Source organism: Methylocystis bryophila (assembly GCF_027925445.1).
Lineage (GTDB): Bacteria > Pseudomonadota > Alphaproteobacteria > Rhizobiales > Beijerinckiaceae > Methylocystis > Methylocystis bryophila.
The window spans coordinates 2,004,526-2,021,993 of record NZ_AP027149.1 but is presented as its reverse complement, the minus strand read 5'-3'; the positions used below and the strand labels follow the sequence as shown (position 1 = coordinate 2,021,993).

12 protein-coding genes are annotated in these 17,468 nt (G+C 65.1%); 5 read left to right on the top strand and 7 right to left on the bottom strand.

All coding sequences use genetic code 11. The features are described 5' to 3' along the window. Positions 1-32: 32 nt before the first annotated feature. Together QMG80_RS09555 and QMG80_RS09550 are read right to left on the bottom strand one after the other, a co-directional pair. Entirely contained in the window at positions 33-1,088 is a 1,056-nt protein-coding gene (locus QMG80_RS09555; RefSeq protein WP_085772604.1) for a DUF7146 domain-containing protein, read from the bottom strand. Beyond that, positions 1,088-5,422, bottom strand: a complete 4,335-nt coding sequence (locus QMG80_RS09550) for a strawberry notch-like NTP hydrolase domain-containing protein (RefSeq protein WP_085772603.1) — start codon at positions 5,420-5,422, stop codon at positions 1,088-1,090. Before QMG80_RS09550 ends, QMG80_RS09555 begins: the two co-directional genes overlap by 1 nt. A gap of 176 nt (positions 5,423-5,598) precedes the next feature. On the opposite strand from QMG80_RS09550, the gene QMG80_RS09545 reads away from it, so the two are divergent. Beyond that, entirely contained in the window at positions 5,599-6,495 is an 897-nt protein-coding gene (locus QMG80_RS09545; RefSeq protein WP_281926360.1) for a hypothetical protein, read from the top strand. Positions 6,496-6,536: 41 nt separating this feature from the next. On the opposite strand, the gene QMG80_RS09540 is transcribed toward QMG80_RS09545, so the two are convergent. The 5 genes from QMG80_RS09540 to QMG80_RS09520 form a co-directional block, all read right to left on the bottom strand. Next, complete coding sequence (locus tag QMG80_RS09540) at positions 6,537-6,875, bottom strand: hypothetical protein (protein WP_245299961.1); 339 nt, start codon at positions 6,873-6,875, stop codon at positions 6,537-6,539. Continuing rightward, positions 6,872-7,288: a hypothetical protein gene (locus QMG80_RS09535; protein WP_085772601.1), complete on the bottom strand. Its 417-nt coding sequence runs from the start codon at positions 7,286-7,288 to the stop codon at positions 6,872-6,874. The genes QMG80_RS09540 and QMG80_RS09535 overlap by 4 nt, the downstream gene beginning before the upstream one ends. Before the next feature lie 102 nt (positions 7,289-7,390). Continuing rightward, the gene (locus QMG80_RS09530) at positions 7,391-9,523 is read right to left on the bottom strand and encodes a ParB/RepB/Spo0J family partition protein (RefSeq protein ID WP_085772600.1); all 2,133 of its coding nucleotides are present in this window, start codon (positions 9,521-9,523) and stop codon (positions 7,391-7,393) included. Between the two features lie 168 nt (positions 9,524-9,691). Continuing rightward, positions 9,692-10,639, bottom strand: a complete 948-nt coding sequence (locus QMG80_RS09525; protein ID WP_085772599.1) for a hypothetical protein — start codon at positions 10,637-10,639, stop codon at positions 9,692-9,694. Next, entirely contained in the window at positions 10,639-11,586 is a 948-nt protein-coding gene (locus QMG80_RS09520; RefSeq protein ID WP_085772598.1) for an ArdC family protein, read from the bottom strand. The genes QMG80_RS09525 and QMG80_RS09520 overlap by 1 nt, the downstream gene beginning before the upstream one ends. Positions 11,587-11,934: 348 nt before the next feature. Here QMG80_RS09520 and QMG80_RS09515 point away from each other — a divergent pair, with 348 nt between their 5' ends. The 4 genes from QMG80_RS09515 to QMG80_RS09500 all read left to right on the top strand — a co-directional run bounded on the left by QMG80_RS09515 (position 11,935) and on the right by QMG80_RS09500 (position 17,468). Continuing rightward, positions 11,935-12,537 (top strand): DUF433 domain-containing protein, encoded by a 603-nt coding sequence (locus QMG80_RS09515; RefSeq protein WP_085772597.1) that lies wholly within the window; start codon positions 11,935-11,937, stop codon positions 12,535-12,537. A gap of 547 nt (positions 12,538-13,084) precedes the next feature. Continuing rightward, positions 13,085-14,449, top strand: a complete 1,365-nt coding sequence (locus tag QMG80_RS09510; protein WP_085772595.1) for a DNA cytosine methyltransferase — start codon at positions 13,085-13,087, stop codon at positions 14,447-14,449. An 8-nt stretch (positions 14,450-14,457) separates the two neighbouring features. After that, positions 14,458-16,200: an AAA family ATPase gene (locus QMG80_RS09505; RefSeq protein WP_085772594.1), complete on the top strand. Its 1,743-nt coding sequence runs from the start codon at positions 14,458-14,460 to the stop codon at positions 16,198-16,200. Next, a complete protein-coding gene (locus QMG80_RS09500) occupies positions 16,197-17,468 on the top strand; it encodes a hypothetical protein (RefSeq protein ID WP_085772593.1) in 1,272 nt (423 codons plus the stop codon). The genes QMG80_RS09505 and QMG80_RS09500 overlap by 4 nt, the downstream gene beginning before the upstream one ends.

Genomic DNA, 17,468 nt, shown 5'->3' with positions numbered 1-17,468 from the left:
ACGCCGCTGTCCGCGCCCCATCCCCGTTCCAGCTAGGCCGCCAGCTCCATGAAGCGGGCGACGTCCTGCACCGCGATCTGCACCCGGCTTGCGGCCCGAAGCGCGTCGATCCCAAGCAGGCGGAGATCCTCGTTGAAGTCGCCGAGCCGTGGCGAGATCACGATCGCCTCGATCCCCGCCTCCTGCGCCCGGTCGATCAATGTAGCCATTGCGCCGTCGCCGGCGGGATCGTCGTCGCGGGCGATGTAGAGTCGCCGCAGCGTGTCCGGGAACAGGATGGCGGAGAGATGCGCCGCCGAGAGGGCTGCGACCATCGGCATGGTCGGCAAGACGCATCTGAGCGACAGCATCGTCTCGATGCCCTCGCCGGCCGCCATGACTGCGCCCACTACGCCAAATCGAACAGCATGACCGAGAAGGTCGCCCATCGCCCGCCGCGGCGTGTCGATCGGCGCCTTGCCGAGCATCGCCTCGGTAAAGCCGCCGGGATCGAGCCAGGTGCGATGCGCCCCGGTCGAATGTCCCGCGAGATCGGTGACGGAAGCGATCATCGCCGGCCAGGTCTCGGTCGGGCTGTGGTCGTCAAACCGATAGTAGCAGCGCGGATGGAAGCGGAGCGCTCCGGTTCCGTGCAAAACCGTAATGCCGCGATTGCGGAGATACGTTTCTACGAGAGTACGAGAAATCGGCTGCGACATGGCGAACAGCCGCCGTGCTGCCTCCGGTGATCCGGTTGGAGCGCTGGGCGTTCGCCATCGGGGACGATCCGGCTCAGGCTCAGGGTGCGGCAGGCTGAGGAAGGTCCGAGCCTCATCGGCGACGTCTTTGAAGTCGACCAGGCCGCAGCTTTCCCGGATCACGTCGAGCAGATCGCCATGCTCGCCGGTCGCGGCGTCGGTCCATTTGCCGGCCGGCCCTTTGACCGACTCTTTGAGGCGCACGAACATCGAGCGGCCCGGCGTGTTGCGAACGTCGCCCACCAGCCAGTAGCGGCCCTCCCGCCGTCCCGCCGAGAGGTAGTGGCGGCACACCGCCTCGGCGTCGCGCGCGAGACGGTGTGCCAGTTCGGACGCGTCGTGGTGTGCCATTACGCGGCCTCCCGCTCGCCGATGCGCAGGGCCGGATAGTGGTCGAGGACTTTCGCCAGCACGCCCGCGCCGGTGGCGTCGGTCGGCACGAACATGCGCAGCTTCCACGAGATGATCTCGCTGAAGAGGCCGTAGGCGCGCAGGCGGTCCCGCATCGTGTCGGTGAAGCCCGACAGCTCGATGCGGTGGACGCCCATGACGCGCGCGCGATGGAGCTGAAGGCCTTCGGCGAGGTCGAGAACGGTGCGGCCCTCGATCAGCGCCGCGAAGGCTGCATCCGGCGTCAGGACAGTGGTCCCGGTCACCGACGCGTTCGCCGCCCAGGCCGGAGAGACCCTGCGGCCGATGATGCGCTCGCCCGCATCGGTCTGGAGCCGATAGACGCGGGTCGACTCGTTCGGCAGCCGCTTCCAGATCGGGAGCAGCAAGCCGGCGACGACATGGATCGTGCTGTCGACGAATTCGGGGACGTCGGCCACTTCGCGAGTCCAGGCGGCCGCAAAGGCCTCCCGCTCCGCCGCCTGCCAGTGGCTGTCGTCCATCATCTTCAGCGACGCGTGATGGTGCTCCATCGGCCGGATCAGCCGCACGCGGCGTTCGATCTCGCCATCGTCGAGCATCAGGCTCGGCGCCGGAATCTGCACGGCGGCACGGCCCGAGCGCTCGTTGACCAGCAGCGCGGCGCGGGGATCGGCGAGATGGTCCAGCGCCTCATCGAGCGTGACGGGGCGATTGCGCCGGCGCTCGGTGATGGTCAGCAGCCGGGTCTCCGCGCCCGTCGCGGGATGGGTGTAGATCGCCAGGCGATCGGTGACGACGAAGCTTTCGGCCCGCAGCGTCTCCAGGCCGACGTCATAGACGCCGCTGGCGATGGCGCCCTCGACCTTGGCGTTCAGCAATTGCTCGAACGCCGTGAACAGCACGCCCTGCAGCTCGATGGTGAGCGCCAGCAGGCGGTTGAGGAACGTCGTGATCGGCGGCAGCTCGTCCTTGATGCCGTTGGCGTCCATGAGCTTGAGGCCCGTGGCGGCCTCGAACATCTGAAGCGAACAGCCTTCGATCTTGCCGCGCACGAGCAGCATGTAGAGCTGGCGCAGCGCATCGCGGGCGTAGTGCGATTCCAGATTGTCTTCTGGTCTGAAGAGTCCTTGGCCGCCCGTCTGGCGCTGACCGCGCGTGATGGCGCCGAGCGTGTCGAGGCGGCGGGCGATGGTCGAGAGGAAGCGCTTCTCGGCTTTCACGTCGGTGGCGATCGGCCGGAACAGCGGCGGCTGCGCCTGGTTGGTGCGGTTCGTCCGCCCGAGGCCCTGGATCGCGGCGTCAGCCTTCCAGCCAGGCTCGAGCAGATAGTGGACGCGCAGCCGGCGATTCCGCGCCGACAGTTCGGCGTGGTAACTGCGGCCCGTCCCCCCCGCCTCCGAGAACACCAGGATGCGCTTCAGGTCATCCATGAAGGCGGCGGTCTCAGCGAGGTTGGCGGAGGCCGCGCGGTTCTCCACGACGAGGCGGTCGCCCTTGCGCACCACGCGGCGCGAGCGCCCGGTCACTTCGGCGACGAGGTCTGTGCCGAAGCGTTGGACGATCTGGTCGAGTGCGCCGGGAACGGGCGGGAGCGAAGCCAACCGCTCGATCAGCTCATTGCGGCGGGCGATGGCCTCGCGGCTCTCGACGGGCTGGCCGTCCCGGAAGACGGGCCGCGACGAGAGGTTGCCCTCGCTGTCGGTGAACGGCTCGTAGAGCTGCACCGGGAAGGAATGAGCGAGGTAGTCGAGAACATACTCGCGCGGCGTGATGTCGACGCGGATGTCGTTCCATTCCTCGGTCGGAACGTCGGCGAGCCGGCGCTCCATCAGCGCTTCGCCGGTCGAGACGATCTGAATGACGGCGGTATGGCCGTCGGCGAGGTCCTGATCGATCCGGCGGATCAGGGTCGGCGTCTTCATCGAGGTCAGCAGATGGCCGAAGAAACGCTGCTTGGCGCTCTCGAAGGCCGAGCGAGCCGCAGACTTCGCCTGCCGGTTCAGCGTGCTGCTCTCATCGGTGATGTTGGCGGCTTGCATCGCCGCATCGAGGTGATTGTGGATGATCGCGAAGGCACCGGCATAGGCATCATAGATGCGCCGCTGATCGTCGCTGAGCGGGTGCTCGATCAGCTCGTATTCGACGCCGTCATAGGAGAGCGATCGGGCGGTGTAGAGCCCGAGCGACCGGAGATCGCGGGCCAGCACCTCCATGGCGGCGACACCGCCATCCTCGATCGCCTCGACGAACTCGGCGCGGGTGGCGAAGGGGAAATCCTCGCCGCCCCAGAGGCCGAGCCGCTGGGCATAGGCGAGGTTGTGGACGGTCGTCGCGCCCGTGGCCGAGACATAGACCACGCGCGCATCCGGCAGGGCGTGCTGCAAGCGCAAGCCCGCACGGCCCTGCTGCGAGGGCGCCACATCGCCCCGCTCTCCCTTGCCGCCACCGGCGTTCTGCATGGCGTGGCTCTCGTCGAAAATGATCACTCCGTCGAAATCGGAGCCCAACCATTCGACGATCTGGCGGACGCGCGAAAGCTTCTCGCCGCGGTCGTCGGACCGCAGCGTAGCGTAGGTTAAAAATAGGACGCCTTCGGAGAGGAGGATCGGCTTGCCCTGGGGGAAGCGCGAGAGTGGCGTGACGAGCAGGCGCTCCATGCCGAGGGCCGACCAATCGCGCTGGGCGTCTTCGAGCAGCTTGTCGGACTTCGAGATCCAGACCGCCTTGCGCCGACCCTTCAGCCAGTTGTCCAGGATGATGCCGGCCGACTGGCGGCCCTTGCCGGCGCCGGTGCCGTCGCCGAGCATAAAGCCTCGGCGAAAGCGGACGGCGTTCGGCGCGTCGTCCCGCGCGGCGGTGACGAGATCGAAGGTCTCGTCCACGGTCCAGGCGCCGGCGAGATAGTCGCCATGCGCCTCACCGGCATAGATCACCGTCTCGAGCTGGGCGTCGGACAGGAGCGCTCCGCTGACGAGGTCGATCGGCAGGCGCGGCCGATAGCTCGGCCTCGGCGGAGCGACCGAGGCCATAGCGGCGGATTGCACTAGCTTGGTCGGGTGCGCCTGGCCGCCCGGAATTCGGATCGATTGGAGCCGGTATTCCTCATAGATCGCATCGCTGAGGCGCGCGCCTTCGGGCGGCGTCCAGTCGATCGTTTCATAGGCGAGATCGATCGCCTCCGGATCGGCGACGGACGGCTTGGCCGGCCCCGCCGCAGCGGCGCGGGCGAGATAGCCGCGCACCGTCCGCGGCGCGGCAGCGGCCGACACCGGGAGGGCGAGGCTTGGCGCAAGCGCCAGGCGCGCCGGAACATGCTCCGCGATCCAGCCGAGCAAGGTCGCGACGTTGGGCGCAATGCCCCGCGATTGCGGCAGCGCCGCCGGGTTCTCGGCGGGCGCCTTGTCGATGACGATCAGCCGTGTGTTGATCGTGGTGCCGTGCTTGGCGTAGACCGCACCGTCGATCGCGGCGGTGAAGACGATGCGGCCGCGCTCCTGCAGCCGGACGAAGGCGTCGCGCCAGGCCGGGGCGTCGGGCCCGAAGCTCGCGCCGGTGATCGCCACCAGCCGCCCGCCGTCGGCGAGACGCGCGAGCGCCGAGGCGATGTGGCGAAAAGCGGTGTCGGCCACGCGGCCGGCGACGTTCGCCATCGCCGAGAAGGGCGGGTTCATCAACACGACGCTCGGGACCGCGCTGCGATCAAGGTGATCGTCGATCTGCGCGGCATCGAAGCGCGTGACGGGAATGGCCGGAAAGAGGGAAGTAAGCAGCTCCGAGCGGGTCTCGGCCAGCTCGTTCAGCAAGAGTGCGCCGCCGGCGATCTCGGCCAGGATGGCGAGGAGGCCGGTTCCGGCGGAAGGCTCCAGCACGCGGTCCGCAGGCCCGATAGCGGCTGCGGTCAGGGCCGCGAAGCCGAGCGGAGCCGGCGTGGAGAATTGCTGGAAAGCCTCGCTCTCGGCGGAGCGGCGGGTGTGGGTGGGGAGAAGGCCGGCGATCTTGGTCAAGGCGGAAAGCCGGGAAGCCGGAGAGTCGGCTTTGCGGAACAGCGCTTTTCCGTATTTGCGGAGGAAGAGGACGGTCGCGGCCTCGCAGGCGTCATAGGCCGTCTTCCAGTCCCAGGCGCCCGAGGCGTCGGACACGCCGAAAGCTGCTTCCATGGCGGCGCGCAGGATCGCAGCGTCGACGCGTTGGCCGCGTTCGAGATGTGGGAGGAGAAGCTGGGCGGCGGCGATGATGGCGCCGGGGGCGTCGGGACGTTGGACAGGCGACAGCGGTGCGGCCTGGTCGGCCGCGATCGGAGAAAGGTCGTTCATGAAGGGAGCCTCGGGAGAGCGGGAACGGGCGAGCCGGCCGGCGCTCTCTCTCTCGGACCGCACCGGCTCAAACCCCTCCCGGCCGACCTCTCACTCTGCCCTGCCTTGCGCTTGGTGGCGCCGACGAGCGGTCGACCTGTTATGGTCGATCGAGCGAAGATGCGGAGGCGAGTGCCATGGCCGTTCGAAGGAAACGAAAAAAAGATGCCGCCGAGCTGGTGCTCGCCAATGCGATCGATTTCCTAAACGCCGGCCTCGATATCCTCTTTGCACCGGGCGCGACGGCGCGTCAGGCTAAGGCTGGCGTCGTCACGATTCAGACGGCGATCGAGCTGATGGCCAAGTATCGCTTGATCCGGGAGCATGGCCTCAGTGTGATCGTCCGTGGGACGCCCCCCTCGGGCGACCTTTTGGCGGCGGCGCGCAGCGGATCGCTTCGAACGATCGGGTATGGCGAGTGCCTTAAGGCGATCCGTAAGGCCGAGGCGTTCACGCCGATTGAGGAGGAACTGGTCGGCCGCGTCCAGCAGCTCAGGAACTCGCTTGTCCATTTCGCCGCCGACGTTGATGTCAATGAGCTTCAAATGGACCTTGCCTGGCTTCTCATCCGTGCACTGGGCATGTTCGCGGCAGGTCAGGAGCGCGACCAAGGCGAGATGCAGACGCACGCGAGATTCCTTGATGCCACCAACTTTCAGCGACTTATAAACTTTCGCCCATACAGAGATGAGGCTGTCGACTCAGCCCTGGACGGCATCGACAGCGAAGAGGTCCTACGTTGCTGGGAGTGTGGCGTCGATGCGCTTAGCGTCCGACCCTCGGACACATACTTCTGCCACTGCTGCGGGCTTACGGCGGAATTGGGCATGGCGTCGTTCGCGAGCTGCGTGCTGTGCGGCGAGGCGAAGGGCGTCTGCTACGACCCACTGAACGATACGGGCGGCGTGCATCAAGGGCGCTGCCTGCATTGCGAGACCTTCGTGGGGGTTGTGACTTGCGCGTCCTGCGGCAAGGCGCGATCGCAACTGGAGGGTCGTCCCGCGCTGGCGTGTGCGGAATGCGTCGATGCATGAAGCAAGCGGGGCGACGCCGTCATCCCGGCTTGAGGCATTACTCAGCCGCGACGGTGTGAACCGCACGCGGGAGGCGAAGACAATGCGGCGGGGTCTCTATATTTGTAGGCGGTTGCGCCGTCCGGATGGATTCTGTCCTCGTCGAATGCAACATCCTCGACGACGGCCTGACGGCCGGTCGGCGTGACGCGATCGATGAAGGCGATCACGCCCTCCCGCCGCTCGTCGAAGTCGACATGCTCGGGGTGCGCGGTCGAATCCATCGCTTCTGTTGCGGCGATCTTGGCTTTCTCGATTGCCTCGGTGTCCGTGTCCGCCTCCACGGTGACGCTGTCGAAGGCGCGCAGCCAGAAGGCAACCTTCACGACATATTCGGTCATGACGCACCTCCGATGACTGCGGGATCGGGCTGGTCGGCGAGGATCGCTTCGCCCTTGGCGATCGCCGCGTCCAGGCGCTGGCGCCAGAATGGCCCGTCGGCCGGTTCGGCGTCCGGCGCGTGCGCGAAGACCTTGAGCAGGCCGAGCAGCACCTCGAAATGGTCGGCTCTGCGCTGGATCTGTTCGCCGAACTGCGACGGGATGCTGAGCGCCCTGCCGCGGTAGGCGGCGTCGCGCCCGTCCCAGGCGCCGGTGACATAGGTGTCGCCGGAAGTCTCGACGTCGGATTTCTCGTCGTCCCAGCCCTCGTCGGCGACAGCGAGCGCGCAGGCCGCGTCGAGCGTTTCCGCCTCATAGCTGCGCTGCCGGTAGATTGGCAGGTGATAAGTGGTTTCGATGGTGAATGTGGGCATGCGGCCCTCCTGAAATGCCGACAGCCCGGCGCGCGGGCCGGGCTGTCGGGTCGGTTGAAGGGGAAGGAGGTGCGGGACGGCCGAAGCCGCCTCGCACGCGGGCTATTCGGCCGCGATCACCTGCGGCGCGTCGGCCTCCGCTTCCTCGTCGTCGTCGGCGAGGAATTCGGGCAGCGCCTCGCCGTCGTCCCCGGCTTCAGCGGTGTCGACGGGCGCGTCGTCCGCAGTGTCGATCCGCAGCGGCTCCGGCAGCCAGCCGGTATCGGCCAGGAGCCGTTCGGCTTCCTTGGCCATGTCGGTCTTCTTCAAGTGGTCGATGAGCTGCGCCGCCCGTTCGCCGGCGCCTTCCTGCACCGCCTCGAGGATGCGGCGCTTAGGCACCCGGCCGAGATAGTTCTCGACGGTCGGACGCCAGCCGGCCTGCACCATGTCAAGATCGACGGCCTGGGCCAGGCGATCGGCCTCGGCGATGCGCTGTGCGACGGTGTGGGACGAGACGCCGGCGCCGTAGCGATCGCCCTTCTCGTAGAGCGCATTGACGCCGAAGGAGGCGCAATGGGCGAAGAGCGTTGCCTGCTCGTCGCCGGTGAGGGTCGTGAGCCAGTCCCAGAGATCGGCCTTGTCCTTGGGCAACCGCTCTTCCCAGGTCTTGTGGCGCGCGTCGATCGCCATCGCCGCGGGCGTGTCCTTCAGCCCCTGGGCCTGCACCTGGAAGCTGGCGCTGCGCACCGACACCTCCATCGCCGTCCCGTAGGAGAAGTAACGGGAGAAGACGTCGAGGCAGAACTTGTGCAGCACGGCCTGGAACGCGACGGCGGGCGTGTTCGCCAGCTTGTCGCGCAGCGCCAGAGTCCGCTCGGCTGTCAGCTCGGTCACGAGGCGGTCCGGGAGTGGCTTGAGGTCCTCGTCGTCCTCATCCTCCGGCCCGGCGACCTGTCCACCGATGGTGATGACGGCGCGCTGAACCGCGGGCGCGTCCGGCTCGATGTGGTCAGCCCCGGCCCTCGCGGGATCGGTCTCGCCGTCCTGCTCCGGCTCGCCCACGGGGGCCTCGTCCTGCGGCCTGACGTGGCCGCGGTCGACCGACAGCGCACCTTCGGCATCGATGCTGACGAAGACGCCGGCACGGGCGATGTCGACCGGATCATAGGTGACGGGCCGATCGTCGAAGGCGGCGAGCGCCGCCTCGATTTCGCCGAGGCGTTCGTCCACCTCGTCGGGCAGCTCGTCGGCGCCGTCATACGCCTCCTCCAGCTTGGCGTATTCGGCCTTGAGCGCGGCGATCGTCGCCTGCTCCTCGCTGGAAAGGTCGGCGGCGACGCCCTCTAGTTCGCGCAGACCGTGGGTGTGGCCGTAGGGGAAGTCGATGGCCACCTCGATCCACTTCCAGCCTTCGGCGGCGATCGTCTCCGCTTCGGCCTTCAGCCTCTCGGCGACCAGGCCGTCCAGCAGCGCCATGTCTTCGAGCCAGCCGCCATCATCGGACTGGAACAGGTCGCGCAGCACCACGCCGCCGGCGGTCTCATAGGCGTCGAGACCGACGAACACCGCTCGCCGGTCGGAGGCGCGCACCGCCTTCTCCGTCAGCATGCGGCGGATCTGATAGGGATCCTTCTGCCAGGAGCCGGAGATCGCCTGCCAGACCTGCTCCTGGCGGGCATGGTCGGCCGTGACGGTGAAGGCCATGAGCTGCTCAAGCGACATGCCGTCTTCGGCGTAGATGTCGAGCAGGGTCGGCGCGACCGACGCCAGGCGCAGGCGCTGCTTCACGACGTTCACACCGACGAAGAACGCCGCGGCGATGTCCTCCTCGGAGCGCCCCTTCTCGCGCAGAGCGAGGAAGGCGCGGAACTGGTCGAGGGGATGCAGCGGCGCACGCTGGATGTTCTCGGCCAGCGAGTCGTCCTCGCCGAGGATGTCGGTGCCGGGATCGCGGACCACGCATGGGACGGGCGCGGTCTTCGCCAAGCGCTTCTGCTTCACCAGCAGTTCGAGCGCCCGGTAGCGCCGGCCGCCGGCCGGGATCTCGAACATGCCAGTCTCGGCGCCCTCGGCGTCGAGGACCGGCCGGACGTTGAGGCCCTGGAGCAGCGTGCGCCGGGCGATATCCTCGGCCAATTCCTCGATCGAGACGCCGGCCTTCACGCGCCGGACATTGGACTGGCTCAGCACCAGCTTGTTGAAGGGAATGTCGCGCGAGGACGACAGGGTGATCTTCTGAATGGCAGTAGCCATGGGGGTAGTCTCCGCGGCGGGCGGCCAAGAGACTCTCTCTCGACCTCCAACCCGCCGCGAAAACCGGCGCAGCCCTCTTCCTCTCGGAGGACCGCGCCGCAAAACCGACGAACCGGAAAGACACGGAGCCGGAAGTCCGCCTTCCCACTTTTCCGGATTTCCGGGCGTTCAGACTCCGCACATACCCTCACACTCGTTGGGCCAGAGATCGAGCTGGCCGCGATCGCCGGCGTTGGAGAGGTCGGCCTGGTCGAGCGGCACGGCGGAGCGATGCAGGAAGACCTGGCCGCGAATGCCACGAAAGCCGGTGCGAATCGCGCGATCGACCAGAACCGCGTCGTCCCAAGCGTCCGGATCGTTGTCCCGCATCCGTCGCCAATAGGCGTCGGAGTGAAAGGGACAACCGATGCAGGCGCTCTTCGGCGGGATCGGATAGTCGTGCCGCGCGAGCCAGCGCAGGCAGTCCTGGCGCGAGAGGCGCTGTTCGATCAGCGGCCAGCGATTGACCTGCCAGTCCTCGAATGAGGGCTTCATGCGGATCGCTTCATCGAGCGAGATGCCGATCCACTGCTCGACAATCGGCGTGTTCGGAGAGCGCCGTCCGGCAAGGCCGACGAGTTCGCGCACCTTCCGCCGGATCGGCACGATCTTGTAGTCCTTCGTGCATTGCCGGCGGATCATCCCGACGTCGACGCGATCGGTCGGCAGGATGCGCTCGCCGATCGCCACCAGATCGCCGTCATCGCCCTCGTCGAACACGGGCATGGCGGTGCCGGCCGGCGTGACGTTGCGGGTGAAGGCCGGGATGGACGCCCAGCGCGCGCCCTGCGCTCCGGCGATTAAGTCGTCGCGGATGTTGCCGCCCGAGACGATGTGGATCGGGAACGGCAGCACGTTGGGCGACATGAGCCAGGCCAGGTGCTCATAGACGGCGTTGGGCTCCCAGCCGGTGTCGGAGAAGATGGCGCAGTCGGGCATGGGCCCGACCTCGCCATGGGCGGCCATCAGCGCCAGCGTGGTCGACTGCACGCCAGCGCCGAGGCTGAGGACGCGGAGCCGGATCGATTCCGGCGCAGGCGTGTCGCTGACGACCGCAGATCTGAGGAGGCCCGGCATCACGCCGCCTCCTGCGCTGTGGTGTTGGCGCTCTCGGTGTCGGACAGGAAGCCGAGGATCCAGTCCGCGGCCTTGCTGGCCTGTGAGGCGGCGCGCACGACGGCGCGGTTGTCCTCGCGCAATACATCGAGCCAAGAGCTGATATAGTCCGCGTGGCGCACGGTCGGGACGATGCCGAGCGAAGCGCAGCAGAAGGCGGCGTTCATCTCGGCCACCAGCTCCTCGAACGCATACTTCTTGCTGCCGAACACGCCACCGAGATCGCGGCCGAGACGGGACGGATGACCGCTGGCGTGACCAAGCTCGTGCAGGGCTGTGCGGTGCCAGTTGATCGGCTCGAAATAGGCCTGCGGCGGCGGGACCATCACGAAGTCCGGGCCCGGCGCGTAGAAGGCGCGGGCGCCGCCGATGCGGAAATCGACGCCGGTCGCGGCGATCAGCGCCTCGACCCTGGGCTCGATCAGGCCGGGTGGCGGCGGTGGCGCAACGGCCGCAACCTCGGCCGGAAGGTTTTCGCATTGGGCGGCGTTGAAGACGGTAAACCGCTTCAGGAACGGGATCGCGGCCGCTTCCTCGCCGGTCTCGCGGGCGCGTCGCTTCTCGTCCTCGGGCGTGAAGCGGTCGGCGTAGACGACGGTGGTGCCGTGCTCGCCCTTGCGCACATTGCCGCCGAGCGAGAGCGCCTGGCGAAAAGTCAACCAGCTCTGGGCGGGGAAGCCGTGCTCGATCACGGCCCCCCAGAGGATCAGGACGTTGATCCCCGAATACTGCCGGCCGGTGGCGGCGTTCTTCGGCATGGCGAGCGGCGCCTTCGCCGCGGCCGTCCCCCAGGGCTGGACCCAGGGCACGCGGCCGGCCTCCAGTTCGGCGATGATCTTGCCGGTGATTTCGTCATAGAGGCTCGTCCGGTCGTGGCCGGGGCGTGCTGAAGCGGTCTTGCTGGACATCGCGGATCTCCGCGACGGGCGCCGGAGGCCTCTCCTCCAGCCCTCAACCCGTCACGGCGAACCCGATCCGCACTCTCACTCTAAGGGGGCGTTGCGGGGAGCTCCCCGCAGAAGGGGGTGTGTCGGCGACGCCGGCGCCGACCAGGGGGAAGGCTTTCCCCTCAAGGGGTTACCCCACACCTTCCCCGCGATGAGTTCCAATCGTCCGGGCGGCGACTTCCAATCAGCCGGAGAGTCGGAAACCCTGAAATCCTGGTCCACGCTTATCCGGCTTTGCACGCAGGCAGAGGGCATCCTTGACGGCGAGATAATGCGACCCTATTTTGGGGGTCATATTAGGAGGTGCGAATGGCCCATACTGCCCAGTTCACCGCTGCCGAAGCCGCGTTCGTCTTGCGCGAGCCCGTCCGTACCGTGAAGAAGGCCCTGGACGCCGGCCCTGTTCGTCCGGTGCTGCTGCGACGGGCGGGCGCATCCGTGCGGGCGATCGGGTGGAGCGATCTTTTCTATCTCTACGCCGTGCGCGCATTACGCGACGAACTCACGCCCAAGGCACGGACGGAATTCTACCAGGCGCTTCAGCAGACTCCGATCGACCGCCGCGACGAAGTCCGGTTCGGCCGGTTCCGGATTTCGATTAGCGATCTGGTGGAGGAAGTCGAACGACGCACGACGGACCTTACGGTACTTGCCGAGAAGGTCGCGTTTCGGGCCGATGGTGAGCCCCTCCTGAAAGGGAGGGAGATCGAAGTCTATCGAATCGCCGCACTGCTCGATGGCGGCGCGTCGATCGAACAGGTCCTGGAGGACTATCCCTTGCTGTCCCGCAAAGAGATTGAGACGGCCCAGGCTTATGCCGATGCCTATCCCAAGGCGGGCCGGCCCTATCCGCGCACCAGCGTCAAGCGGGCCTTGCAGGGCGCCGGGCTGGAAGCGCTCGACGAGGCTTGAAGCCAGCCCGCGCGGGCTCCCCGCGACCATGCTCCCCTCAGCGAGTCCGCCCCACCTACGTCGCTCCGCGAGCGTGTAGGCTCATCGTCCGACTTGCGCCTGCGCATGAAATCATGAAACAATGAAGTCCTGTCGATTCGGGTGAGATTCGCCGCCATGGCGGTGCGCCGGAGCGTTTCGTGTGCCAAAGCAGCAGCAAGCCGAAAAGGAAGTCCCCATTCAGGTCATGGTGCCTTCCCACATTCATAAGCAGGTTGCTCTAATGGGCGTCAAGAACGGGGAGAGCATCCGGACGGTTGTTCTGCGAGGCCTCAAGGCGATTGGCGTCGATATACCCGATAATCAGCTTATCGACCGTCGCGGGCGGCGGAGGCCATGATGCGGAGAATAAGCCGGCAGTTAACGGTCTCCGAAAAATATCAAGTAGAATCAACGGGCTTGTTGGCGGTGTTCCCGTGGCGATTGCCGACAGCAGGGGTTGCTGAATCGGCTGTGTTCATGTATTGTTCTCATCGTGCGGCGTAGCATTGTGAAGAGGGGAGCGCGAATGGGAACCGGAAAATCGGGCGGCGATGGAAGTGCCCCGGGTTCAGGAGGGCCAAGCGTTCTCGATCTCTTTTCTGGCGCGGGAGGAATAGCTTCCGGGTTTGCTGACGCGGGCTATCGCGTCGTGGGAGGCATCGACAACTTTCAATCCGCGATTGCTACATTTGAGGCAAACATCCCCGGGGCTCGGGGAATGATGCGTGATCTCCGGGTTTCAGATTTTTCCGACGTGCGCGAATTCGTGGGTGCAAGCGGCATCGACGTCATCGTCGGCGGGCCGAGTTGTCAGGGGTTTTCCACATCGGGCGGTCTCAGCCGCGCCTCCGGGCGCGATCAGGACGATCCTCGTAATCTGCTGTTCATCAATTATCTCGATCTGGTGGAGGAACTCCGCCCATCTTGGATCGTGTTTGAAAACGTGCCCGGCCTGCTGCTTTATAATCAGGGTCGCGTTGCGTTGGAGATCGTCCGAGCCTTCCGTGAGATTGGCTACACCGTCGTTCCGATGATCCTTCTGGCCGCCGACTTCGGCGTGCCTCAGCTTCGCCGCCGCCTGGTATTTGTCGGCAATCGCACGAATGCCGACATCGCTTTTCCGGCCGCTACTCACGGCAACGCCGATCTTTGGCGCAACTACGCCTTGCCGTTCGCACATCTTTCGCGAATCGGCCATGGAGCGGGAGATGAGGTGCTGCCTCATGTCAGCTTCGGAGAGGCTTGCTCTGATCTTCCTCCCGTCGACGAGGGGCAGGAACTAGACGGCGTGAAGTATCCGAGCAAGGCCGCGACGGCCTATCAGCGGGAGATGCGCAAGGGCTCTCGGCTCGTCCGTCAGCATGCTGCTGCAGATCTGGCCGCGATCGATCGATTTGCGGCGCAAACATTGAAGGCCGGTCAGAACTGGCGCAATCTCCCGATCGAGCAACTTCCTGACCGCTTTCGAAAAATTCGCCCCTATGACGCGACGACTATCCTGCGGCGACTTCAGAACGATGCTCCGGCTTACACGATCACGACCAAGTTCAACGAGGGAACGACCGGTGCCTTTATCCATCCGGATCAGGCGCGGACGCTTACCCTGCGTGAGGCGGCACGACTTCAGTCATTTCCCGATCGGTTCGTGTTCAGCGGAAGCCAAGCTCAAATCCGTCAGCAGATCGGCAACGCAGTTCCGCCGCTGCTTGCCCGCGCCTTAGCCGAAGCAATCCTGCCGTTGGTGTTGCGCGATGTCCGTGGACGCGCGGGTGAAGCGCTTCGAGACGTAGTTATCATAGAAAACAAGGTCGGCGACGCTGATATCCTGAAGCTCCGAGCACCGCGAAAAGTTCGCGACGATAGCCTAATCCCGTTCGACGATGCGGCGTAGAACGATCCATGCCCTACTTCGCTCTCGACCACGTTCGTAAGGCGCTCGACTACTTTCCGGAGCACACCCATCCGGCTCTGATGAGCCTTCTGGCGATGCTGCGGCAGAACGTGCCGACGAGCGATAACCCAGATGACGCCATTCCGTTCGGGAGCCCGGTCGAGCGTCGCTTGATGGACGATTACTTCAAGCCCACAGGCGGTCCCGAGAATAAACCCTACTTCCTCGTATTCGGCACAGGATACGGCTATAGCCACTGGCGTGATCGGGAATATCCCGGCCGCACGCTCCAAGTACAGCGGGACAAGCACGACCTTTTCCAGAAAAGTCCGAACGACAATAGACGTTGGACTTTGGCATCGGACTTGGTTCAGGCGATAAAGAATGGGCCACCTAAAGAAGTCGTCGGCGACATCCCGATTATCGCGGCATACCTGACCGCGTGGTGCTACCGCGACAAGGAGATCGCCTCTGTAGAAGTTGCGGTTGAGGAGTTCGCCAAAGAGTTCCGGCTGGCGGACTATGGTCTGCTTCCGGAGATATTTTCGATCGATATACCGGCTGAAATGTCCGCCATTCCGCTAGCGGAGGAGCCGATCGACGCTGGGGAGCTTCTGCTGCTGCTCCAGAGCTTGGAACCTGAAAGGGGAGAGGAAAGGCCAACGGAGGAGGAGCCTTCGGCAGAAATTCCTATACCCACGGGTCCTACCGCAAAGGTCCGTATGCCAGCCGCACCGCCCGGCGACTGGAATATGGCATTGGCTGACTTCGGAGATCTCTGCGGTTTACAAGGAATGGGCGAGCCGGCCACGCGCGCGCTTGCCGCTTTAGCTGCAGGTGTGCATGTGATCTTCACCGGACCGCCAGGATCAGGAAAGACCAAGCTCGCCGAATGTATCTGTTCGAAGGCGGGTTTCCCGACGTGGACGGTGCCTGCGACCGATCAGTGGACAACCTTTGAGACGATCGGTGGCTACTTCCCGATGCCGAAAGAAGACGAATCCGGAGATCGCCTGGACTTTTTGCCAGGCGCTGTCGTGGACTCGCTTGAAAAAGGCCGCTGTCTAATCATCGACGAGATCAACCGTGCCGACATCGATAAAGCGTTCGGTGAACTTTTCACATTACTCAGCGGCAACACGGTTACTCTGCCTTATAGGCGACGCTCGGAGGGTGGGAAGTTTCACCGTGTGCGACTGCAGGTAGGCTCCGCGGTCGTGGAGGACGAAGACGCCGATGTGATTGTGGTGCCCGCCTGGTGGAGGATAGTCGGATCGATGAACGATGCCGACAAGGCCAGTCTGAAGCGGATGTCGATGGCTTTCGTGCGGCGATTCGCCTTTATCCCGATAGATCTTCCTGTTCCAGCGACATACGAAGCCATGATTCGTAGCGCAGTCGACAGGACGGACGCGGCTAAGGCCGGCGTCGGTGATATGGCGGGACTAACCAAGGTGCTGATCGAGTTGTTTAGCACCGCAGACGGCGGACTCGGTGGTATCGGGCTTCCGCTCGGACCGGCGTTTCCGCTAGCGATTATTCGGCACGCCGACAGCGAATGGCGCCTCGATCCTGCGCGAGGTTTCGATAGCGTTTTGGCTTCGGTGATGGAACTCTATGTGATGCCGCAGTTGCAGGGACGTCCAGACTTGCATGAAGCGGCCGTGGATCTGTTCGTGCCGCTTCTGACGGCTCGTCAAGACGATTTCGCGCGCCATCTCGCTGTCTGGACCGGCTACGTGCCGGGATGAGCCGCGAGGTTTGGCGCGATTTCATCTGTGCTCCGGACCGCGCCGGCCGGCATCTCTCCGCTATCGGGCGCGGTGTCGCGGGCGCGACGTCCAACGCCATAGACCTCGCCGTGCTGCAGGCGTTCCTCGAACGGCTACACGATACTGCAGACGACGTTCGCTTGCTCGGCAGTGTTGTCGATTTGATTGGGGGCGGCTACTGCGCTTTCGCGAGCGGCCCGCTTCATCGCATCCTCGATGCGCTGTCGAACGAGATGTTAGCACAGGAGCAAATTGTCGGGCCGGGGCTTCGCGGCAATCCGAGGTGGGATAGGACGCTACTTCAACGCTTGGCGGGGACGCTCTCGCCCGTTCATTACGTGAGCCGGACCTCGCATCGCTCGTTCGAGTTGCCAGAGAATCAATTGCTCTCATGGCTGGTCGATGATCTGCGCCGGACGGTTGCCATCATTGAGCAGCGCGTCGGGACCGCCGGTCTTCATGCTGATCTACAGGCGCTTCGAGACGACTGCGAGCAAGCGCGGCAGCACCATTGGTTCGGCGATATTTCTGTGCCGCTGCGCCTAACACCGGAAATGATTGCTGCGGCTCGCCGCCACAGGCGGCCTGAATATCGGAGGGCGGCTGCGCTGGCGCGTCGGCGCTTGGAGATGGAGACGAACGATCATCATGCCCGGTGGTATACGGTCTTGTCGCTGCTCGCGGTGAATTGGTTAGAGCCGGTGAACGACGATGATCTTTTCGAACTTTACGTGTTGGTACTGGTCCTTGATCTGCTGAGCGATGAATTAGGATTCGGAGAGCCCGTGGAATATGGGCTAGTTACCAGCCGCAGGGGTGCCGTCGCTCTGTTCCAGAACGATCACGAGAAGGTTCGAGTATTTTTTGATCAGACGCCAGCGGCCGTACTTGGCATCCCGACCGAATACGGCAAAGTCCTCGCCCAGCATCGCGGCCTTTCCGGTGGGGAGCGTAGACCTGATATTTTGGTAGTTGCCGATCGAGACGACGAGACGCGCCTGATTCTGATTGAGATGAAGAAGACCGTCGATGGTCGTTACATTAGCGATAGCGTGTATAAAGTATTCGCCTATTTATACGACTTCAAGGACGGTGCTGGTGCTGGCCGGACGGTCAAGGCGCTTCTCGTCGTTCCTGGCGGTGTTTCCGCAGCGCCCGGCGCGTCTGCTGCCCGCACTGTGTTTGTGGTGTCAGGCGACGATCGCATGGGCATGTCAAAAGCACTGAAGGACGCTATGGCGGCGTAG